At 70.8% G+C, this 20,905-nt stretch carries 16 protein-coding genes; 3 read left to right on the top strand and 13 right to left on the bottom strand.

From position 1 onward, the window contains the following. Window positions 1-7 precede the first annotated feature (7 nt). The 12 genes from ACW4TU_RS08030 to ACW4TU_RS07975 all read right to left on the bottom strand — a co-directional run bounded on the left by ACW4TU_RS08030 (window position 8) and on the right by ACW4TU_RS07975 (window position 16,998). Window positions 8-1,702 carry a nitrite/sulfite reductase gene (locus ACW4TU_RS08030; protein ID WP_457426059.1) on the bottom strand — a complete coding sequence of 565 codons (1,695 nt, stop codon included), beginning with the start codon at window positions 1,700-1,702 and terminating at the stop codon, window positions 8-10. A 125-nt stretch (window positions 1,703-1,827) separates the two neighbouring features. Beyond that, a complete protein-coding gene (locus tag ACW4TU_RS08025) occupies window positions 1,828-1,911 on the bottom strand; it encodes a putative leader peptide (protein WP_309486338.1) in 84 nt (27 codons plus the stop codon). A gap of 150 nt (window positions 1,912-2,061) precedes the next feature. Continuing rightward, a complete protein-coding gene (locus ACW4TU_RS08020; protein WP_457426057.1) occupies window positions 2,062-2,634 on the bottom strand; it encodes a GNAT family N-acetyltransferase in 573 nt (190 codons plus the stop codon). 51 nt (window positions 2,635-2,685) lie between these two features. After that, entirely contained in the window at window positions 2,686-4,092 is a 1,407-nt protein-coding gene (locus tag ACW4TU_RS08015; RefSeq protein ID WP_457426055.1) for a hypothetical protein, read from the bottom strand. Between the two features lie 190 nt (window positions 4,093-4,282). Next, complete coding sequence (locus ACW4TU_RS08010) at window positions 4,283-5,578, bottom strand: GAF domain-containing protein (RefSeq protein WP_457429976.1); 1,296 nt, start codon at window positions 5,576-5,578, stop codon at window positions 4,283-4,285. 263 nt (window positions 5,579-5,841) lie between these two features. Next, window positions 5,842-7,476: an acyl-CoA dehydrogenase family protein gene (locus tag ACW4TU_RS08005; RefSeq protein WP_457426053.1), complete on the bottom strand. Its 1,635-nt coding sequence runs from the start codon at window positions 7,474-7,476 to the stop codon at window positions 5,842-5,844. Between the two features lie 97 nt (window positions 7,477-7,573). After that, the gene (gene sbnA, locus ACW4TU_RS08000) at window positions 7,574-8,581 is read right to left on the bottom strand and encodes a 2,3-diaminopropionate biosynthesis protein SbnA (RefSeq protein ID WP_457426051.1); all 1,008 of its coding nucleotides are present in this window, start codon (window positions 8,579-8,581) and stop codon (window positions 7,574-7,576) included. A 67-nt stretch (window positions 8,582-8,648) separates the two neighbouring features. After that, window positions 8,649-9,686, bottom strand: a complete 1,038-nt coding sequence (sbnB, locus tag ACW4TU_RS07995) for a 2,3-diaminopropionate biosynthesis protein SbnB (protein WP_457426049.1) — start codon at window positions 9,684-9,686, stop codon at window positions 8,649-8,651. Next, window positions 9,683-10,732, bottom strand: a complete 1,050-nt coding sequence (locus ACW4TU_RS07990; protein WP_457426047.1) for a TauD/TfdA family dioxygenase — start codon at window positions 10,730-10,732, stop codon at window positions 9,683-9,685. Before ACW4TU_RS07990 ends, sbnB begins: the two co-directional genes overlap by 4 nt. Before the next feature lie 35 nt (window positions 10,733-10,767). Beyond that, window positions 10,768-13,122 carry a non-ribosomal peptide synthetase gene (locus ACW4TU_RS07985; protein ID WP_457426045.1) on the bottom strand — a complete coding sequence of 785 codons (2,355 nt, stop codon included), beginning with the start codon at window positions 13,120-13,122 and terminating at the stop codon, window positions 10,768-10,770. After that, complete coding sequence (locus ACW4TU_RS07980; RefSeq protein ID WP_457429975.1) at window positions 13,119-15,686, bottom strand: Pls/PosA family non-ribosomal peptide synthetase; 2,568 nt, start codon at window positions 15,684-15,686, stop codon at window positions 13,119-13,121. Before ACW4TU_RS07980 ends, ACW4TU_RS07985 begins: the two co-directional genes overlap by 4 nt. Window positions 15,687-15,738: 52 nt before the next feature. Then, window positions 15,739-16,998: a heparan-alpha-glucosaminide N-acetyltransferase domain-containing protein gene (locus ACW4TU_RS07975; RefSeq protein ID WP_457426043.1), complete on the bottom strand. Its 1,260-nt coding sequence runs from the start codon at window positions 16,996-16,998 to the stop codon at window positions 15,739-15,741. A gap of 629 nt (window positions 16,999-17,627) precedes the next feature. Here ACW4TU_RS07975 and ACW4TU_RS07970 point away from each other — a divergent pair. Further along, a complete protein-coding gene (locus ACW4TU_RS07970; RefSeq protein WP_457426041.1) occupies window positions 17,628-18,794 on the top strand; it encodes a YihY/virulence factor BrkB family protein in 1,167 nt (388 codons plus the stop codon). A gap of 127 nt (window positions 18,795-18,921) precedes the next feature. After that, window positions 18,922-19,626 (top strand): helix-turn-helix domain-containing protein, encoded by a 705-nt coding sequence (locus tag ACW4TU_RS07965; protein ID WP_457426039.1) that lies wholly within the window; start codon window positions 18,922-18,924, stop codon window positions 19,624-19,626. Here the strand turns inward: ACW4TU_RS07965 and ACW4TU_RS07960 are convergent. Continuing rightward, the gene (locus ACW4TU_RS07960) at window positions 19,594-20,034 is read right to left on the bottom strand and encodes a VOC family protein (RefSeq protein WP_457426037.1); all 441 of its coding nucleotides are present in this window, start codon (window positions 20,032-20,034) and stop codon (window positions 19,594-19,596) included. The two genes, ACW4TU_RS07965 and ACW4TU_RS07960, sit on opposite strands and share 33 nt — an antisense overlap. Window positions 20,035-20,281: 247 nt before the next feature. On the opposite strand from ACW4TU_RS07960, the gene ACW4TU_RS07955 reads away from it, so the two are divergent. Continuing rightward, the gene (locus ACW4TU_RS07955; protein ID WP_457426035.1) at window positions 20,282-20,854 is read left to right on the top strand and encodes an RICIN domain-containing protein; all 573 of its coding nucleotides are present in this window, start codon (window positions 20,282-20,284) and stop codon (window positions 20,852-20,854) included. The last annotated feature ends 51 nt before the right edge of the window (window positions 20,855-20,905 follow it).

The raw sequence follows: 20,905 nt of genomic DNA, 5'->3' as shown, positions 1-20,905 counted from the left end.
CTGACGCTCACGACAGGGACTCCTCGCCGGCCCGCAGGGCCCAGGTGGCGAACCGCTCGCCGTCCTCGCGCTCCGCCTGGAAGTTCTTCAGCACGCGCTCGACGTAGTCCGGCAGCTCGTCCGAAGTCACCTTCAGACCACGGACCTTGCGGCCGAAACCGGCCTCCAGACCGAGGGCGCCGCCCAGGTGGACCTGGAAGCCCTCGACCTGCTCGCCCGCGTCGTTCAGGACCAACTGGCCCTTGAGACCGATGTCCGCGACCTGGATACGGGCGCAGGCGTTCGGGCAGCCGTTGATGTTGATGGTGATCGGCTCGTCGAACTCCGGGATACGGCGCTCCAGTTCGTCGATAAGGGAGGCGCCGCGCGCCTTCGTCTCGACGATCGCGAGCTTGCAGTACTCGATGCCGGTGCAGGCCATCGTGCCGCGTCGGAACGGGGACGGGTTGACGGTCAGGTCGAGCGCCTGCAGGCCCTCGACGAGCGAGTCGACCTGTCCCTCCTCGACATCGAGCACGATCATCTTCTGCTCGACGGTGGTGCTGAGGCGGCCCGAGCCGTGGGCCTCGGCGAGTTCGGCGATCTTCGTGAGGATCGTGCCGTCCACGCGGCCGACGCGCGGGGCGAATCCGACGTAGAAGCGGCCGTCCTTCTGGCGGTGCACGCCGACGTGGTCGCGCCAGCGCTCGACGGGCTGGGCCGGGGCCGGGCCGTCGGTCAGCTTCCGCTTCAGGTAGTCGTCCTCCAGGACCTGGCGGAACTTCTCGACGCCCCAGTCGGCGAGCAGGAACTTCAGACGGGCGCGGGTGCGCAGCCGCCGGTAGCCGTGGTCGCGGAAGATCGAGATGACGCCCTCGTAGACGTCCGGGACCTCGTCCAGGGAGACCCAGGCGCCCAGGCGCTGGCCGATCTTCGGGTTGGTGGAGAGGCCGCCGCCGACCCAGACATCGAACCCGGGGCCGTGCTCGGGGTGCTCCACGCCGACGAAGGCGATGTCGTTGATCTCGTGCGCCACGTCCAGCAGCGGCGAGCCGGAGATCGCCGACTTGAACTTGCGGGGCAGGTTCGAGAAGTCCTTGTTGCCGATGATCCGGCGCTGGATCACCTCGATGGCGGGCGTGCCGTCGATGATCTCGTCCTCGGCGATCCCGGCGACCGGCGAACCGAGGATGACGCGGGGCGTGTCACCGCAGGCCTCGGTGGTGGACAGGCCGACCGCCTCGAGCCGGTTCCAGATCTCCGGGACGTCCTCGATGCGGATCCAGTGGTACTGGACGTTCTGCCGGTCCGTGAGGTCGGCCGTGCCGCGCGCGAACTCCTGCGAGATCTCGCCGATCACCCGCAGCTGGTCGGTGGTGAGCCGGCCGCCGTCGATCCGGACGCGCAGCATGAAGTACTTGTCGTCCAGCTCCTCCGGCTCCAGGATCGCGGTCTTGCCGCCGTCGATCCCGGGCTTGCGCTGTGTGTACAGGCCCCACCAGCGCATCCGGCCGCGCAGATCGTTGGGGTCGATCGAGTCGAAGCCCCGCTTGGAGTAGATCGTCTCAATGCGTGTCCGCACGTTGAGACCGTCGTCGTCCTTCTTGAACTGCTCGTTCCCGTTGAGCGGGGTGAAGTGTCCGGCGGCCCACTGACCCTCACCACGGTGACGGCTCACCTTGCGGCGGGGCGCGGCGGCAGGGTTCTGCGGGGTGGCGGCCATGTTTCAAAGTCCTTTGGGACAGGCGGAAAGCGGCTCTTACCTGCGCGTACGGGCGCATGGTCAGACCCGCGCGGCTCTGCGCGGGCTGAGGCAAGGGGGAGGGGGGCGGCGGTGCTGAGGGCTCTTCAGCTCGCCGGACAGATGGCGCTGGACATGCGGCCGAGGTCGACGTGCCGCCGACTCACCAAGGCAATCCCAGTTCCAGACATGACGGAAGCGTGTCACGGCGATCTGGACACAGTCCAGCATTGTCCGCCATGCGGACACCCTTGTCTCGTACAGCGAGATGAGGGTGTCATCGGTCACATGGCACGTTCACGACAGGTCGAACATTTTGCGACCGGCCGTTCCTGAGCAGGTCAGAGGCGGTGCGCCCCCGGCCAGGGTCCGGGCGTGGCCACCTCGGTCTCCTCCTCGACCTTGGTGTCGAAGAGGGTGAAGCCGCGACGCAGATAGTTGTCCATCGCGTGCTCCCCGTCCTTGCTGCATGTATGCAGCCAGACCCGCTTCGTCGGCGCCAGCCCCGGCCACCGCTCCCCGAGGTCCCAGGCCCGGGCGGCCCCGTACGCCAGCAGGTGTCCGCCGATGCGCCGACCGCGGAAGGCGGGGATCAGCCCGAAGTAGACGATCTCCACGGCCCCGTCGTCCTGGGGTTCGAACTCCAGGTAGCCCGCCGGGGTGCCACGGTCGTAGGCGACCCAGGTTTCCACGCCCGGCCTCTCCAGGTACTCCTGCCAGCGGGCGTACGTCCAGGTCAGCCGGTCGGTCCAGCGGATGTCGCCGCCGACGGAGGCGTAGAGGTAGCGGCTGAACTCGGGGGAGGGCACCTCGGCGCGGACGATCCGGACGTCCCCGTCGGGCCCTGCTGCGGGCAGCAGGTCGGTCGGCGCGGTCTGTTCCAGGGACCAGGTGGTCACGGCGATGTTGCTCATGACGTTCAGGGAATCATGGGTCGTCCGCCGCGGGCCCGGTGGGGGCCGTACCTATTTCAGGGAACCGGTGACCGACGACAGCGGTACGGCGTACAGGACCCGTTCCGGGACCGGTGTGCCGCGCCAGCCGGAGTGTTCGTCCGCCGCCCGTTCCGTCAGGGACCAGAGTTCGCCGGTGCCCTCCCAGTAGGAGAGGGACTCGGCGTGTTCGCCCCAGCAGCGGCGGGACTCGTCGTCGGAGCCGCAGCGGGCGGCCTTCGCGCCCTCGGAGTCGAGCCGCCACAGGGTGCCGTGCCGGTCCTTGGCGCCGGGGGCGAGTCCGACGTACCAGTCCGCCTTCTCGTCGCCCACCGACCGGTAGGACAGCACGCCCCGGATGCCGGTGGCCTTCGTCGAGTAGGCCTCCACCGCGTTCACACGGCCGAGTGCGTTCGCGGCGAGGAGGCCGGAACGGTCACCCGCCCGGCTGAACGAGTAGCGCCAGAGGCGGCTGCGCCGATCGGCGCCGGCCGGGAAGGACTCGCTCGCGACCAGGCTGTCGGGCGTGGAGCTGCGGTCCAGGGACAGGGACCCGAAACAGGGGGTGCGGTCGTCGGCCGCCGGATCACACGAGCCACCGGTCAGGCTGTACGAGGCGACGGCGGGCATGACATACCCGTACCCGTGCGCCGACCAGCCGCCGGGCACCCGGCCGACCGCCGGGCTGTCGACCGAGGCGTGCTGGATGCGGTTCATGTCGTAGACGTACAGGGACTTGCGGTCGGTGTCCGCGGCGGAGGCGGTGACCAGCAGCTTGTCCTGGTACCAGACCATGCCGGAGATCGAGGAGGCCAGCTTGCGGTAGTCCGAGCCGTCCTCCGTCGGGACGACCAGGAGCACCCAGCGGTACGTCATGTCGGACAGGTCGTTCGCGTCGATGACGGCGACCCGCGCGAGACCCCGGGAGACCTCGGGCTCGTCCGTCTTGGCGTCGTTGTGCGTCCAGCCGGAGAGGATCACCCGGTTGGCGCCCCAGCGGCCGTCCTCGTCCGCGTCCCCCGAGGTGGTGACGGACTTGGGCAGCCAGCGCTGACTGGCCGAGTCGGCGTCGTCCCAGCAGTACGCGCGGGTGGCCGCCGGGGCGACGGGCAGCGCCTCGGTCTCGGTGGGGGCGCACTCGGCCGAGTCGCGCAGCGTGCGGTTGGTGTGTTCCAGGAGGGTGCCCACACCCACCGTGCCGCCCATGGAGGTTGCCAGCCGGTCGAGCGAACGCTTCGACGCCAGGTGCTCCTTGAGCTGGAAGTCCTTCAGCTCGGCGGCGGACGTGATGGATCTCAGGGGCCCCGGGTTGTCGCTGCTCACAGCCTGGGAGGCACTGACGATGGTGGCCGCGGCGGTCAGGGCGAGGGCGGTTCCGGCGAGAACGCCGCGCAGCGCTCTGCCCCTTCTCTGCCTGCGGTGTCTGCCGCGATACGTCATTCATCCTCCCGAGGCAGGCCAACTGCGGCTCGCGTTCCGTGCGTTGAACCGGAGTCGCAGTGTGGGGGGCCGTGTGATGGATGGTACGTCAGGGGACGCCAGGCCTGGTCGAATACGCCGGAATCCTTACCCCTGTGTTGCTTCCGGGGGTCGTTCGGACGCGTTTCCTCACCCCGGTGTCACATTCGGGTCACTGTGCGTCGCCCGCCACCCGTCCGTCGGCCTCCGCACCCCGCCCCCGTACCACTGCCGGCGCCGTCGAGTGGGGCAGCAGATCGCGGGGGTCGTCCGGAGGGAGGACGGCAACTTCCGTGTCCTCGCTGAAGCGGTACGGGCGATGGTCCAGAAACGCCCCGAGATACCGCCGTATCCGCGACAACTCCGCGCGTACGGTCACCGTGCGGGCCGGGTCGCCGAACACGTCGTCGGCCAGGCCCGCCGCGCTGCGGCCGGCGGGGTGCAGGGTCAGGAGGTAGAGCAACTCGGCGTGCCGGGGACTCAGTTCGTGGGTCCAGGAACCCGCGGGACCCGACACCGCCACCGACCAGCGGCGCGGTCTGCGCAGGTCGAGGACGATCCGCGAGGCGCCGCGCGGTTCTGGCTCGGCGGCGGCGCGGATCAGCCAGCCGCCGGCCAGCGGCTCCACCGCGCACAGTCCCAGCGCCGGCAGCCAACGGCAGCCCGGGGACAGCGCCTTGGGCAGGGCGACGCGGTTCGTGTACGGCAGGCCGGTCACCGCGGCCGTCCAGCCGTCCCGGTCCACCGCCAGGGCCCGCCCGCCGAGCCGAGCCAGCACCGGCGCCGCCGCCGAGCGCAGCCGCTCCAGCGACTGGTGGTGCCGCTCCCGCAGCCGCGCCTCGGCGAGCTTGGCGACCGAGTCGACCCAGGCGAGCGTGGCCGGGTGCACGGTCTCCAGCGGGCCACTGACATCCACCACGCCGAGCAGCCTGCCGTCGCGTGGGTCCAGGATGGGGGCGCCCGTGCACGTCCAGGTGGCGAGCGACCGTACGAAGTGCTCGGAGGCGAAGACCTGTACGGCGCGCCGGGCGACCGCCGGGGTGCCCACGCCGTTGGTGCCGACGACGTCCTCGGCCCAGTCGGCGCCGGGCTCGATCCCGAACCGGTCGGCCCTGCGCAGCACCGGCGTACTGCCCTCGCGCCACAGCACCCGGCCGTCCTCGTCCGCGACGACCATGATGTGCTGGTCGGCGTCCGCGACCGGCAACAGCCCCTGCCGCAGCACCGGGAGCACGTGCCGCAGCCGGGAGGTCTCGCGCCGCCGCTGCAGCTCCTCGCTGGTCAGCAGCCCGGTCCGGAAGTCGTGGTCGGGGTCGACGCCGCTGCGCAGCACGCGGTCCCAGGACTGGTCGATCACCGGGCGGGGCGCCTGACGCGGTCGCTGTCCGGCGAGGCGCGCCGCGCGTACGTCGCTGAGGAGCCGCGCCGCCCGCGCCGCGTCCCGGGCGACGAGTCGCGTGACGTCCATCGGCGGGTTCGCCACTGTGTCCTCCCGGCCCGTACTGACTCGATGTCTTATGGTGCCGCCCCGGGGGAGCGGAGGGCCACGGTCCGCACACAGACGCCAACAAGTTGCAACCCCCTGCAACCCTGGTGAACTGCTCTGCGGTGTCTGAAACTTGGGCGACGCCGCCGACGCGGCGTCCGTGCTCCCGGACCATGCGGGGCAAGTGGGCGGGGGTGGTGCCGTGTCGGCGCAGCACCACCCCCGCCACATGAGCGGTCGGGTGGCTAGGCGACCGGCCGGGCCCGTTCCACGACCGACGCCAGGTCCAGGGTGTGCGGGAGGGTGCCGAAGGCGTTGCCCCAGTCGCCGCCCAGGCGCGAGCCGCAGAACGCGTCGGCGGTCTCCGGGGGTGCGAACCGGACCAGCAGCGAGCCCTGGAGCACCAGCGCGATCCGCTCGACCAGCCGCCGCGCCCGGCCCTCGACGCCGTCCAGGTCGGCGAGTTCGGTCAGCAGGTCCTTGATGGCGCCGTCCAGCCGATGGTCCGCTCCGCGCGCCTTCCCGACCTCCTGGAGGAACGCGTTGAGCGCGGCCGGCTCCCGCTGGACGGCCCGCAGCACGTCCAGCGCCTGTACGTTCCCGGCGCCCTCCCAGACCGAGTTGAGCGGCGACTCGCGCAGCAGCCGGGGCATGCCCGACTCCTCGACATAGCCGTTGCCGCCCAGACACTCGGACGCCTCCGCCACCAGCGGGGTGCAGCGCTTGGTCACCCAGTACTTCGCGGCAGGCAACGCGAGCCGCAGGAAAGCCCGTTCCTGTTCGCCGCCGTCGTCATAGGCGGCGGCCAGCCGCAGCGCGAGTGTCGTCGCCGCCTCCGACTCCAGGGCCAGATCGGCCAGCACGTTGCGCATCAGCGGCTTGTCGACGAGCTTCCCGCCGAAGGCCTCGCGGTACCCGCAGTGGTGTACGGCCTGGGCGACCGCCTGCCGCATCAGCGCGGCGGCGCCGAGCACACAGTCGAGCCGGGTCGCCGAGACCATCTCGATGATGGTGCGCACCCCGCGCCCCTCGTCCCCGACCCGGCGCACCCACGTCCCGTCGAACTCCACCTCGGCGGAGGCGTTGGACCGGTTGCCCAGCTTGTCCTTGAGCCGCTGGATCCGGAACTCGTTGCGCGTGCCGTCCTCCAGCACGCGCGGCAGCAGAAAGCAGGTCACCCCGCCGGGGGCCTGCGCCAGCACCAGGAAGCCGTCCGACATGGGCGCCGAGCAGAACCACTTGTGGCCCGTCAGCTCGTACGTCCCGTCCTCGGCGAGCGGCCTCGCGACGGTCGTGTTGGCCCGTACGTCGCTGCCGCCCTGTTTCTCCGTCATGCCCATCCCGAAGAGCACGCCGGCCTTCCGGTCCGCCGGCCCGAGCCCCTCCTCGTAGACGGTGGACGTCAGCCGGGGCTCCCACTCGGCGGCGAGCACCGGGTCGGTGCGCAGCGCGGGCACCGCCGCGTGGGTCATCGACAGCGGGCAGCCGTGGCCCGCCTCGGCCTGGGACCAGACCACGAACCCCGCGGCCCGCCGCACATGCCCGCCCGGCCGCGTCCAGGCCGCCGTCAGCCCGGCCGAGACGCCCTTGCCGAGCAGCCGGTGCCAGGCCGGATGGAACTCCACCTCGTCGATCCGGTTGCCGTACCGGTCGTGTGTCCGCAGCTTCGGGGGGTTCTCGTTGGCGAGCGCTCCCCATTCCTGCACCTGCGCGGACCCGGCGGACCGGCCCAGTCCGGACAGGTCGTCCCGGGCCTCCTCCAGAAGCCCGGGGTCCAGGTGCCGCTCGACGGCCGCGACCAGGGCCTTGTCGGCGCTGAACACGTCATATCCGACCAGGGGCGGCACCTGGTTGGTCACGGTGTGGGTGCTGGCTGCCATACAGGGAACCTACCGTGTACGCGCCTGGTCACCCCCGCGGCCGGATCCGCTGACGGACACAGCCCCCGCCGGGCGGCACCCGTGCCGTTCCCGCCCGTCAGGCCGGCCGGGAGAGGGCCGCCAGTTCGTCGGAGGCGAGGGACGCGAGGTTCTGGCCGGCGGCCTGCTCGCCCTGGAGGGCCTCCAGCCAGCCGGGGTGGTACACGGTGTCGAGGTAGCGCTCGCCGAGGTCCGGTGCGATCGCCACCGCCGTGAGGTCACGGCCGTCGTGCCGGGCCAGCCACTGGGTCGCCCCGCTGATCACCGTGCCCGTGGACCCGCCGAACAGGAAGCCCCGGGAGGCCAGCCGGCGGCAGACGCGCACCGCGTCCGGTTCCTCGACGTGGATCACCTCGTCGAGGTACGACTCGTCGAGCAGCGGCGGCCGTACGCTCGTGCCCAGGCCCGGGATCATCCGGGGCCCCGGCGGACCCCCGAAGGTGACCGAGCCGACCGCGTCCACGGCGACGATCCGCACCCGCCTGTTCCACTGCCAGAACCAGCGCGCGCAGCCCATCAGCGTGCCGGTGGTGCCGGCGCCGACGAACAGGACGTCCAGGCCCGGGAACCGGCGGGCGATCGCCGGTGCCGTCGTACGGTAGTGCGCCCGCCAGTTCCCCTGGTTGGCGTACTGGTTGAGCCAGACATACCGCTCGTCGGAGGCGCACAGTGCGCGGACGTGGCCGATCCGGGCGCCCAGGAAACCGCCGTGCAGATCGGGCCGGTCGATGACGTGCACCCGGCTGCCCAGCGCCTCCATCGTGCGGATCGCCTGCGCGTTGCAACGGGAGTCCGTCACGCACAGGAACCGGTAGCCCCGGCTCGCCGCGAGCACACTGAGCGCCACGCCCAGGTTGCCGGACGAGGACTCCACGAGAACGGATCCCGGCCGCAGCCTGCCGTCCCGTTCGGCTGCCGTCACCATCTCGTAGGCGGCCTTCATCTTGATCGAACCGGCGAAGTTGAACCCCTCGCACTTCAGGAAGAGAGGCAGCCCCACGGTGGCCCGCAGGTCGACGTAGAGCTCTTCCTCGTTGAAGTCCGACGGCTGGGAAATGACTGGCATGTTGTCCCCCTGTGTGCGGCGCGCCCGTCCTCGGCACACCTGATCTGTGGCACGGCACCCGAAGGGGTCAGCCGTGCCGGCGCAGTTCGTGGAAGAAGCCGTCGACGACACGCAGTTCGCCGCGGCGGGCCACCTCGTCGTGGACGAACCGGCCGACGGCGAGGTCGAGCACTCCGAGGCCGAAGGGCGAGAACACCACCGGCCGGTCCACCGGCACCTTGGTGCGCCCGGTGAGTACGTCGTCCAGCGTGCCGTCGACGAACTCCCGTCCGCCGGTGAGCTGTTCGGCCAGATGCGGCGAGGTCTCCGCCTTCAGGCAGTGCTCGACGTCGTCGACGTAGTTCGCCGAGGCGAGCAGGATCTCGGGTGCGAGGTCGCGCAACGAGACATGCAGGACGAGCGGATGGTGGTCGAACCACGACACGTCGTGGATGTGCGGTTTCGCCGCGACGGTGGCGAACACCAGCAAGTCGCTCGACCTGACCAGCTGTTCGGAGCTGTCGTGCACGGTGACCTTGCCACCGCCCTCCGACCGCTCCAGATAGCCGCGGAAACCGGCCGCGCTGTCGGCGGACAGGTCGAACACGCCCGTCTCGTCGAACTCCCAGCCGGTGGCGCACAGATAGGCGTGGATGTAGCGGGCGATGAGCCCGGTGCCGACGAACCCCACCCGGGTCGGGCGGGCGCGTCCCCGGCTCAGCCGGTCGGCGGCCAGCGCGGCCGAGGCAGCCGTGCGCGAGGCGCTGATGATGGAGCTCTCCAGGCAGGCGAACGGATAGCCCGTGTCGTGGTCGTTGAGGATCAGCACGGCCGATGCCCGCGGAATCCCGGCCGCCACGTTCTCCGGGAAACTGGAGACCCACTTCAGCCCGTCCACGCGCACGTCCCCGCCGATCGACGCGGGCAGCGCGATGATCCGCGACGACGGACGGTCGGGAAAGCGCAGGAAGTACGAGGGCGGGTTCACCGAGTCCCCGGCCCCGTGCAGCCGGTACACCGCCTCGACCAGGTCGACGACGTCCGACTCCCGCCCCTGGAGAGCCTGTTGGACCTGCTCACCGGAGATGACCGAGAACGGCGGGACCGTGACAGGGTTCGTGGTCATGAAGCTGTCCCTTCAGAGGAGTTGCCGGAGTTGCCGGAGTAGACGGAGTCCGTGCGGCGGACCGGGTCGGCGAGGGCGGCGAGGACCTCGCGCGGCCCTTCGAAGGGCTCCCGGCTGTGCGCCGTACGGATGTTGTCGACGAGCAGCAGATCGCCGCCGCGCCACGGCTCGCGCACGGTGTGCGCCGCGTACACCTCGTTGAGGGTCTGGACGACGTCCTCGCCGATCGGATCGCCGTTGCCATAGCGGGTGTTGAAGGGGAGACCGTCGGCTCCGTACACGTCGACCAGGTACTCGTGGACCTCCGGGTCCATCGTCCACTCGTTGAGGAACGCGATCTGGTTGAACCAGCAGCGGTGGCCGGTGACCGGGTGGCGCAGAACGGCACCGCGGCGCTGGCGCGTGCGCAGGGAGCCGTCCAGCTCCCACACGAACTCGATGGCGTGGGCTCGGCAGTAGCGCTCGACGGAAGCCCGGTCGGCGGTGCCGAAGGCCTCGGCGACCGTCGCGCCTATCTCGTCGTTGAACGTCCGGGTGAGCAACCAGCCCTCCCGCTCGAAGCGTCGGACGAGTTCGGCGGGCAGCGCGTCGAGCACGGCCGCCGAGTCGGCGACCCCGGTCGCGCCGCCCTCGGCGGGTGCTTCGAGGCAGGCGAACAGCAGCAGGCCGGGGAACTCCAGCGCGTAGCTCAGCTCGTGGTGCATGCACATCGGCTGGTTCGGCGGCCACTTGGAGGAGGAGTACACGCCGTCGGTGTACTGCCGCCGGGGTGCGAAGGCCTCCTGGTCGCTCATCAGGCCGTCGGCCAGCCGCCGCAGAACGGCGCCGGTCGTGGCCGGCTCGTGCAGGCCGAGCCCACGCACCAGCAGCGAGCCGTGCTCCGCGACGGCCGCCCGCAGCGCGTCCCGATGGGTGCCCGCCCACTCCGCCGGGTCGGTGACGGGCGGGGTGCGCAGGACCGGCGGCCGGCCGGGAAGCAGCTCGACGCCGGTAAGTGACGGCTGGGGCAGAGGAGTCGATGTCGAGGAAGGGGACGAGAATGTCATGGTGTCGTTCCTTTCGGTGCGGTGCGCGGCCGTCGTCAGGCTGTGGCGGCCGGTGTGTCGAGCAGCTCGGCCAGGTCCGCGAGGACCGGGCGGCGGATGACGTCCTTGGGGGTGATCGCCCGGCCCAGGGCGATCGCGAGCCGGACCGCCGACAGCGAGGTGCCGCCGCGGTCGAAGAAGTGGTCCAGGCGGCCGATCCGGTCCGGCGCGACGCCGAGCACCTCGGCCCAGGCGGCGGCCAGCCGCCGCTCACCGGCGGTCTCCGGGCCCCGCACGCCGTCCCCGGCACGGTCTTCGGCCAGGGCGAGCTCCTCCGCGAGCGCGGTGAGCTTCCTGCGGTCGGTCTTGCCGTTGGCGGTGAGCGGCAGCCGCTCCCGCCAGTACACGGCCCCCGGAACCATGTACGCGGGCAGTGATTCGGCCAACCGCTCCTTTACGCCGACGAGTTCGGCGCCGGTGCAGAACGCCACCAGCCGTGCGCCCCGCACGACCACCACGGCGCCGTCCCGGACCCCGGGCACCCGCAGCAGCGCGTTCTCGATCTCGCCGATCTCGATCCGGAAGCCGCGCAGCTTGACCTGGGTGTCCCGGCGCCCGAGGAACTCCAGTTTGCCGTCGGACAGCCAGCGTCCGTGGTCACCGCTGCGGTAGAGCCGCTCACCGGGCCGGTAGGGGTCCAGGGTGAACGCCGCCGCCGTGCGCTCGGGGTCGTTGACATACCCGCGCCCGACACACACCCCGGAGAACACGATCTCGCCGGGCGCCCCGAGCGGCACGGGCGCGAGGTGCTCGTCGACGACGTACACGCGTACGTTGCGCACGGGCCGGCCGAGCGGAACGCGCGGCCCGTCCGGCACCCGGTCCATCACCTCGTGGTTGGTGTCGTCCGAAGTCTCGGTCAGGCCATAGGCGTTGACGACCCTGATGCCGGGCTGGGCGGCGAACCAGCGCTGGACCAGCTCCCGCTTCACCGCCTCCCCGGTGACCGACACACAGCGCAGGTCGGGGAGTTCGCGTGGCCGCTGCTCCAACTCGGCCAGCACGGCCTCCAGATACGACGGCACGATCTGGAGCACATTGACCCCGCCGTCCACGATCGTGTCGACGAACCGGGGCACGTCCAGGATCACGTCCTGCCCGACCAGCAGTGTCCGGCCGCCGACGAGCAGCGCGGACACCAGCTGCCACAGCGAGATGTCGAAGCACTGGGGAGCGGTCTGTGCGACCACCTGCCCCTCGCCGACGCCCAGGTCCTCCAGCTTGGCGAGGACGTGGTTGACGAAACCCGCGTGCTCGCACATCGCGCCCTTGGGCTCACCGGTCGACCCGGACGTGAAGTAGATGTAGGCCAGTTGGTCAGCGCCGACGCTCACCCCGAGGTCCTCGTCCGCGTGCCCCTCCGCCCCGATCTCGTCGACGTACAGCCTCGGCACGTCCGTCCCCGTGCCGTCGAGCGTGGTGGTGCTGCCCTGCTCGGTGACGACGAACGCGCACTCGGCGCGGGTGAGGGTCGAGGCGATGCGCTCGGCCGGGAAGTGCGGCTCGACCGGCAGATAGACACCGCCCGCCTTGAGCACCCCGAGCACGGCGGCCATCCAGTCGAGGTTGCGCTCGGTGACCACGGCGACGACACCCTCACGGGCCAGCCCGCGGGCCAGCAGCGCCCGACCGAGCTGGTTCGCCCGGGAGTTGAGCTCCCGGTAGGTCCACTCCGTGCCGCCCAGCACGGCCGCTACCGCGTCCGGGTGCTGCCGTACCCGCTCCTCGAACAGCTCGTGCACCCGGCGGTCCGGGAGTTCACGGTCCGGTCCTGCCAACCCGTCCAGCTGGAAGGCGAGTTCTTCTCCCGACAGCAGGCTCCGCGACTCGTGGTCGGCGTCCGGGTCGGCGGCCATCAGGGAGAGCGCGGTGAGGTGGTAGCCGGCGATCCGGGCAGCCGCGCCGGTGTCGAGGACATCGGTGCGGTGGCGCAGGCGCAGGGTGCGCTCGCCGACGCTCAGGTGCAACACGGTGCCGTCGGCGCCGCAGTCCGCGGGGTCGCCGCCGTGCGGGTCGAGCACGGTCTCGCAGGGCGGCTCGTCGTCTTCGCCCACCTCGTCGGCGAGGTCCGTCAGCGCCAGCAGCTCCCGCCAGGAGCCGGGGCCGACCAGCATCCGGCGGGGCACGGGCCGTCCGCCCTTCACCGCCACGTACCCGGTGGTGACCTCCCGCTCACCGGAGAGTGCGGCGAGGACCTTGGCGTGCGCGGCGAGCAGCGCGGACCCGAACGAGGCCGACCTCAACAGGCCTGCTTCCAGCGGGACTTCGTACTCGGCGTACACCGAGTGCCGCCTGTCCTGCGGGTCCTTGCCCGGTACCGGGCCGGGTGTCCAGCGTGGGACCGTGTTCATCGGACTGCCCCCGTCGAAATCTGTGCGGTGTGTGCGGTGTGCGCGATCTGGTCGGTCTGTCCGGCGGCCGGTGCGACCTGGTCGCCGCGCAGGGCCACCGCCGGGTTGCCGCCCCAGCGGGCCAGGCACGGCACGTCCTCGCCCTTCATCAGGAAGGAGTCCGGGGCGAGCTGGGAACCCTCGCCCATCGACACGCCGTAGTGGACGAGCGCGCCGGTGCCGAGCGTGACGCCCGCGCCGAGGACGATGTGGTCGGACTTGTAGGTGCCGTCCTCCTGCGAGTGGGCCTGGATCTTGCTGTGGGCGCCGAGCGTGCAGTCGTCGCCGATCGTGGTGAGCGTGCGCTCGGTGATGATGGCGCCGTCGTCGAAGACCCTGCGCCCGATACGGACGCCCAGCAGCCGCCACAGCAGGCTCTTGAACGGCGTCCCGTTGAACACGACGAGGAAGTCGACCGGCACCTTCCACAGCCGTTCCTGCCACCAGAAGTGCGGGTCGTAGATGGACACCAGCCGCGGTACCAGGCGCCGGAACCGGGTGATGAGCCGCTCGATCAGCACGTAGTACCCGGCGGTGAGCACGAGCCTGAGGACCAGGGACGCGCCGACCAGCGCGCCGGCGGCGATGCCGTGCGTGCCGTACACGGCGAAGGCGGCGAAGCCGAGCACCGTCAGGAGGAAGGAGTGCAGCCAGCGGAGGAACAGGAACAGGCCCATCGAACGCAGGTTGTAGCGGTTCTTCGCGGCGAGACGGCGGTGGAACTCGTCACCCTCACGCAGTTGGTCGAAGTCGGTGTCGCGCTCCACCGACCGCGGGATCTCGAAGGGCGGCGAGCCCAACAGACCGACGTTCTCGCGGAGTTCGCCGTCCAGCGGCACCATCACCTTGGTGGCCAGCAGGACGTTCTGGCCGGTGCGGCCCCCGACGGGGTAGGCGATGTGGTTGCCGAGGAAGCTGTGCGCTCCGATGGACGCCCGTGAGACGCGGAAGGACGTGGCGGAGTAGTCGGCGTTGAGGACCGACAAGCCGTCGGCGACCATCGTGCCGCGGCCGACGGACACCAGGTACGGGTTGTCGTGCTGCATCTCCGTACCGAAGTTGGAGCCGGTCTGCTCGACGTGCGAGAGGTCGTAGCCGATGGCCCGCAGATAGTGGACGATGTACGAGCTGTCGCCGCACAGCCACTTGAAGAACTTGAGGTTGGTCATGCGGGTGATGGCCCGCTGCGCCCCGTAGCGCGGGCCGTACAGCGGATAGACCCGCTCGGGCCGGATCACCAGGTTCAGCAGCCGGGGGACCAGGGACACGGTCACGGCTCCGACGACGATCACTGCGGCGAAGAGCGCGAGGGAGAGGCCCACCGCCTCGGCGTAGAAGCGGACCGAGGCCATGTCGGCCACGTCCGGATCGACCAGCATCTCAAGACGGGGTGCCAGGTCGAGCAGGAGAAAGCCGCCGCCGACCGTCAACGGCACGTACACCAGCAGGAGCTGGAGAAGACTGGCGAAACCGTAGGCGGCCCGTCGGGCGGTGGAGCAGTGGGCCCCGGGGATCCGTACGTAGTCCACGTCCGTCGGCTGGGCGGGCGAGCCGTGCCAGCGCAGGCCGGCCGGTACCGCCTGGCCCTCGAACAGCGCCGAGGCGTGGCCGAGCTGGGACCCGTCGCCCATCGACGTGCCGATGTCGAGCACGGTCTTCTCGCCGATGTGGACGTCCCTGCCGAGGGTGACCGGCCCGGTCTGGACTCGTCCGGCGACGACCCGGTAGCAGAGGAAGGAGGAGTCCTTGCGGATGATCGTGCCGGCGCCGACCGTGAGCAGGTCGGTGCAGACCGGGAGGGCCGGCGAGAGGATGGTGACGCCCTTGCCGATCCGCGCGCCGAGCGCCCGCAGGTAGAGCACGTACAGCGGGTTCCCGGTGAACAGGCGCATCGGGTTGGCGTTGAGCAGTGCCCTGACCGTCCAGAAGCGCAGATAGGTCAGACCCCAGACGGGGAACTCGGCCCGCTGCCACCGGCCGACCAGCACCCACTTGGCGACCACCGGCAGCACACACATCCCCACGAAGGCGGCGCCGCCGGACACGACCGACCGCAGATAGACGTCGACGGCCCCCGAACCGGCGTTGATCCACTGGTAGCCCTCGACGGTGACGAGCCCGGTGAGGAAGCAGTACGCGGCGAAGATGATCAACTGTGCGGCCCCGCACAGGACATACCGCGAGGTGCTGCCGGGCGCCGGGGCCTCGGCCGGCGGTGCGACGGGCGCCTCTGCCGGGGCGTCGGTGAGTGCCGCCGCCAGACTCCGGATCGTCGGATTGCCGTACACGTCCTTCATCGACACCGACGGCAGATCGTCGCGCTTCCTGACCCGGGCGCAGAAGTGCGCCATGACCAGGGAGTTGGCACCGAGATCGTCGAAGAAGTGGCTGTCGAGCGGTACTTGGTCGGTCTTCACGACAGCCGCGAGCACCTCGGCGAGGATCTGCTCGGTGCCGCCCCCGGCGCCGGTCGTGTGCCTGGCCGCGTCTTCGGTCGTGTGCTTGGTCGGATCGGTCGGCGGCATGGGCGCCAACTCGATCGGTGTTCCCCCCACTTTTCCCCCCACGATGAGCTCCCTAGCGGTGCTGGTCCTGGCTTTCGTTTCGTTCGGTCAGTTCGGTCAGGTCGGTCGGTTCGATCGGTTCGGATCGGTGGACCGGCGGCTCCGGCGGGCTGCCCTGTGCGCGCCGCCGTTCCCACTCCCGGGCGTGCCGCGCCGCGCCCGCGACCACGGCCTCCAGGGGTCCCTGGCCCCTGGTGAGCCGCCACCCGACCGCGAAGAGCAGCGAGCCCGCGACCAGCACGGCGTACTGCAGGTCGCGGGAGCCGTTCAGGGCCCCGGTGGCGAGGAACAGGACATGGGCGGTGTAGAGGGTCAGCGGCATGCTTCCCGCAGCCGCCAGCGGGAGCAGGGCCCGCCGCACCACGGTGATCCGGGTCAGCAGCAGGACCGCCGCGAACAGGACCGTGGCCGCGCCGAGGGTGTGCAGCAGGTCGAACGGTGAGGTGGAGTGCGGGGCGCGGGAGATCATCGACCACCAGGTCGAGCCGTCCGGGGTGTCCCACAGGACCTCGTCGCGGGCATGCGGCCCGGTCGCGTCGGGGAACTCGGCCTGCCGCAGCCGCTCCAGACCGCCCCAGCGGAAGAGCCACAACGAGCAGACCAGCCAGGAGGCGGCGGCGAGCGCCAGCCCGCCGGTCAGCAGCCGGGTCGCGGTGCGCCGGTCGAAGAGGTCGAGGCGCCCGATGGCGAGCCCCGCGCAGAGGTACGCCATCCACGCCAGGACCGGATAGGCGCCGTGGACGAGGAGGTCGCCGAGGAGACCGGCCGGGTCGGTGACGACGTCCTGGAGTGTCGGATCACCGTCGAAGACGGGTTCGGGCAGCACCCCCCGGAGCAGGTGGACGAGGAGCGGCGCGACCACCCCCAGGGTGAGCGCGATGCAGGCCAACGTCCGTGCCCGCAGGGCCAGCAGGGGCAGGGCGAGCAGGAACAGCAGGGCGTAGAAGGCGAGGATGACGTCGACTTCGAGGCCGCCCGCGTTGGCGGCGTAGCCCAGGAGCAGGCCGATCAGACCGACGGTCAGCGCCCGGGCGGTGACCGCGGCGAGCGAGCCGCGGCCGACACGGGGCGTACGGCCACCGGTGGTGAAGGCGAGGCCGACTCCGGCCACCAATGCGAAGGTCGCCGAGGACCGGCCGCCCGCCAACTGCCAGGCCACCGTCGGCGAGTCGTCCGGCTCGAACGCTCCGAATACGTGCACGGAGAACATACCGAGCAGTGCGAGGCCACGGGCCACGTCTACACCGGCGATGCGCGGTGTCGATAAAGGCATGGGTCGCTCCGTAAATTGGCACGGTGGATTTCGCGTCCGCCGTCTGCCCGCAGTGCAGCTGCGGGCGGAAGTGACAGGAGACGCGATATGGGGAATGGCGTAGGGGACGAAATGACGTATGCGAGGTGCGAGCGGAAAATGTCGATGGGCGAGGCGTGCGGCACGGTGTCGACTTGATCGGGCTTGGTCGGGGCCCGGATGCCCCCGTGTCGTCTTGGTTCGCACTCCCTTGGGTGGGTGTGCCCCGGAGAATGCAATCCGAATTGTTTCGACCCGGTTATGAACGGGTCAAGGTGGCCTGGCGTAATGTCGCTTTCCTGTTACAGAGCAACGACTTTTCGCGTAGATTGCGACCGCCTGTTCGCCCGCCTCACCAGGAAGCTTTCCGTGAGGCAGGTGTAATTGCCGGGCGGTATTCCGTTTACGGGTTCCGAAATATGGCCGCCAAGGGCATGACAGAAATAGTATTCGATTTATCTGCCGTATCGTTCCGCCCGGTTTCCACTGGGTTTCCCGTCGTTTTCTGCTGCGTCACGGGAACGGAGGGAGGGGAGCGGCGCACGGGCGCCGCGCCCTGACCGGGGCACCGGAGGGTGAGAGGGGTAGCGCCCGCCCGATACCGTTAGGGCGTGCAGGCAGCAAGTGAACTTCCCGAGAGCCCCAGCGGCCGACTCCATCGCGCGCGAGTCCTCTACCGGAACGTCTCCAAGCGCAGGACGGCATGGCTGTTGCTCAAGGACACCGTCAACTCGTGCGTCGAGTACCGGATCCTGGGTCTGGCGGCGGAGGCGGCCTTCTTCACTCTGCTGTCCGTGCCGCCACTGCTGCTGAGCCTGATCGGGCTGCTCGGCTACGTCGACGACTGGACCGGCACCGACACCATCACCAGCCTGGAGACCAACATCCTGGAGGCGTCCCGGACGGTCCTGTCGGACAAGGGCGTCGCCGAGATCGCCCGGCCGATCCTGGACGACGTGATGAAGGGCGGCCGGCCCGACGTCATCTCCATAGGGTTCCTGTTCGCCCTCTGGTCCGGCTCGCGCGCGGTGAACGTCTTCATCGACACCATCACCGTGATGTACGGCCTCGACGGCGTCCGCGGCATCGTCAAGACCCGGCTCGTCGCCTTCGTGCTGTTCGTCGTGGGGCTGCTGATCGGCTCGGTCGCGCTGCCGCTGATGGTGGCGGGCCCGGACGCCGTGCTGGGCGTCCTGCCGTGGTCGGAGACGCTCGTGCAGGTCCTGTACTGGCCCGTCGTGATCCTGTTGTCCATCGCCTTCCTGACGACGCTGTTCCATGTGTCCGTCCCGGTGCGCTCACCGTGGATCGAGGACGTCCCGGGCGCGCTGATGGCCCTCGCGATGTGGGTGTTCGGCAGCTTCCTGCTGCGCATCTACCTGACCAAGACGATCGAGGGCGCCACGATCTACGGATCGCTCGCCGCGGCCGTCGCCGTCCTCCTGTGGGTCGGGGTGTCCGCGTTCGCGGTGCTCGTGGGGGCCGCCGTCAACGCGGCGATCGACCGCGTCTGGCCGGCCGCGGCCACCGCCGCCGCGCGAGCCGCCAACGAACGGATCCGTGAGGAGGAGGCCGCCGAGTACGTCGCCCGGATGACCGCCGTCCGCTCCTACGAGCCCGATGGCGACGCCGATGACGACCCCGACGACTGCGACATGCCCTCGGAGTTCCCGGAGCGCTGGTCGCGCTTCCTGCCCCCGGAGGACGTGACGTCCCGCCTGCGGACCCATGTGAAGAGCACACCCAAGACGGTAGAGGGCCCGCCCCCCGAGAAGTGACGCACCGACCCCCCGCCTCCCTGTACGCCCGTCGGGCCGGCCACGGCGGCGATCGCCCTGTTCAGCGCCTTCAAACGGATGTACGGCGCCGCCCCCGAAGGGCACCGGGCGGCGTAGCGTGTCGTTCGTGTACGAGGAACGGCCCTCCCGGCTGCCGGGCGCGATGGTGTGGACCAACACCCCGACCGGGTCCGGCGACGCGCGGCCCGTCCTGCCCGACGGCTGCATGGACCTGCTGTGGAGCGAGGGCCGACTGCTGGTCGCGGGACCCGACACCCGGCCGTACGTCCCCGAGGGCGCCCCCGCGCACTGGGCGGGCGTCCGCTTCCACCCCGGCACGGCGCCGGCCCTGCTGGGCGTACCCGCGCACGAACTCCGGGACCGGCGTGTCGAGTTGGCCGACCTGTGGGGAGCGTCCGAGGCGCGACGCCTCAGGGCACGCTTCGACGCGGCGGCCGACCCGGCGACGGCACTCGAGCAACTGGCACTCGAACGGGCAGCGCGCACGGACCCGCCGGATCCCCTGCTGGGCGGACTGGTCGCGGCCCTGCGGGCGGGCCGCCCGGTCGCGCGCACGGCCGACGAACTGGGCCTGAGCGCCCGCCAGTTGCACCGCCGCTCGCTGACCGCCTTCGGCTACGGCCCCAAGACACTGGCCCGCATCCTCCGCCTCCAGCGCGCATTCGCGCTGGCCCGGAAAGGGATGCCCTTCGCGGAGACGGCGAGCCGTGCGGGCTACGCCGACCAGGCCCACCTCGCCCGGGACGTGAGGGAGTTGGCGGGGATGCCGCTGGGAAAGCTACTCGGCGGAGGGGACGGGGGAGGAGGGTAGGGGTGCGAACAGGTCGACCCCGTTGCCGTCCGGGTCGAGCACGGACGCGTACCGCTGTCCCCACACGGCGTCCCACGGCTTCAGCTCGCTCCGGTACCCCGCACCCACCAACTCCTCGTACAGGGAGTCGACGTCGGCGGCCGAGCCGCACAGCATGGCCAGCCCGATCCGGCCGCCGCCGCCGGGCGGCCGCCACCCGGGGTGGAATGAGCGGACGGTCTCCTCGGTGTCGAGCAACAGCCTCATACCGCCCGGGAGTTCGGCCTCGACATGCGGCTGCTTCTCGGCTCCCTCGGGGAAGTCGAGCCCGAGCCGGCGGTAGAACGCGACAGAGGCTGCCAGATCGGCGGTGACGATGCCGACGGCGTCGAACCGGGGTGTGGGGCGTGGGATCGGTTGTGAAGTCATACGGCCAGGTTAGGCGGGGTGTCCCGGGCCGGTCTTGAACGAATCGGACGCGACCGCGTCCCCGGTCCACCCCGGTTGCGGGCCTGGCGGAGGGCGCCAATAGTGGGAAGGACAGCTGCATCTTGATCGGTGGCCGGAGCCCCGCACAAGGAGCCTGCTCGGTCTCCTGACCGCGGCTGCCCACCGCCCCACACCTCACTGACCTCTCCCCTTGCCAAGAGAACCTTGCCAAGAGAGGAGTGCTGCCATGCGCAAGCACACTCGGGCACATCGACTTCTGACGGCCTCGACGGTCCTGTTCGCCGGCGGTGTCCTGCTGCTGCCCACGCCCACGATCGCCCAGCCGGAGCAGCCGGACTCGCGGGACTCCGCGGCAGTGGTCCCGGCATCCGAGTTCCAGATAAGGAACCCGCAGACCGGCAAGTGCATGACGGTCGCGGGCGGGCGCTCGACCGAGAACAACGTACGGCTCGTCCAGTTCAACTGTGACAAGGACCCCTCGCGCCGCTGGAAGCTCACCGGCGAAAGCGGCAACTCCCACCAGCTCGTGAACGCGCAGACACGCAAGTGCGCGACGGTCGCGGGCGGGCGCTCGACCGAGAACAACGTCGAACTGGTCCAGTTCGACTGCGACTCGGACGCCTCACGCCGTTGGAGTCTCGTCAACTGGGACAACGGCGCCTTCGAACTCGTCAACGACCGGACCGGCAAGTGCGCGACGGTCGCCGGTGGCCGCTCCACCGAGAACAACGTCGGCCTGGTGCAGTTCGACTGCGACGGGGACCGGTCCCGCACCTGGACCCTGAACCTGGCGGGCTGACGGCGCCGCACCCACCGAATGGCTCCTTCCGCGGGAATACCGCCAGGTCAT

The organism is Streptomyces kryoterrae, assembly GCF_054072135.1.
This window is presented reverse-complemented; position numbering and strand designations above follow the sequence as displayed.

Excerpts from the sequence above, each read along its gene's own strand:
- ACW4TU_RS07990 (WP_457426047.1), bottom strand. The coding sequence starts at position 10,732 with ATGACATTCTCGTCCCCTTCCTCGACATCGACTCCTCTGCCCCAGCCG.
- ACW4TU_RS07960 (WP_457426037.1), bottom strand. The coding sequence starts at position 20,034 with ATGACTTCACAACCGATCCCACGCCCCACACCCCGGTTCGACGCCGTC.
- ACW4TU_RS08010 (WP_457429976.1), bottom strand. The coding sequence starts at position 5,578 with ATGGACGTCACGCGACTCGTCGCCCGGGACGCGGCGCGGGCGGCGCGG.
- ACW4TU_RS08015 (WP_457426055.1), bottom strand. The coding sequence starts at position 4,092 with ATGACGTATCGCGGCAGACACCGCAGGCAGAGAAGGGGCAGAGCGCTG.
- ACW4TU_RS08025 (WP_309486338.1), bottom strand. The coding sequence starts at position 1,911 with ATGTCTGGAACTGGGATTGCCTTGGTGAGTCGGCGGCACGTCGACCTC.
- sbnA (WP_457426051.1), bottom strand. The coding sequence starts at position 8,581 with ATGCCAGTCATTTCCCAGCCGTCGGACTTCAACGAGGAAGAGCTCTAC.
- ACW4TU_RS08030 (WP_457426059.1), bottom strand. The coding sequence starts at position 1,702 with ATGGCCGCCACCCCGCAGAACCCTGCCGCCGCGCCCCGCCGCAAGGTG.
- ACW4TU_RS08020 (WP_457426057.1), bottom strand. The coding sequence starts at position 2,634 with ATGAGCAACATCGCCGTGACCACCTGGTCCCTGGAACAGACCGCGCCG.
- sbnB (WP_457426049.1), bottom strand. The coding sequence starts at position 9,686 with ATGACCACGAACCCTGTCACGGTCCCGCCGTTCTCGGTCATCTCCGGT.
- ACW4TU_RS08005 (WP_457426053.1), bottom strand. The coding sequence starts at position 7,476 with ATGGCAGCCAGCACCCACACCGTGACCAACCAGGTGCCGCCCCTGGTC.
- ACW4TU_RS07980 (WP_457429975.1), bottom strand. The coding sequence starts at position 15,686 with ATGCCGCCGACCGATCCGACCAAGCACACGACCGAAGACGCGGCCAGG.
- ACW4TU_RS07955 (WP_457426035.1), top strand. The coding sequence starts at position 20,282 with ATGCGCAAGCACACTCGGGCACATCGACTTCTGACGGCCTCGACGGTC.
- ACW4TU_RS07985 (WP_457426045.1), bottom strand. The coding sequence starts at position 13,122 with ATGAACACGGTCCCACGCTGGACACCCGGCCCGGTACCGGGCAAGGAC.
- ACW4TU_RS07975 (WP_457426043.1), bottom strand. The coding sequence starts at position 16,998 with ATGCCTTTATCGACACCGCGCATCGCCGGTGTAGACGTGGCCCGTGGC.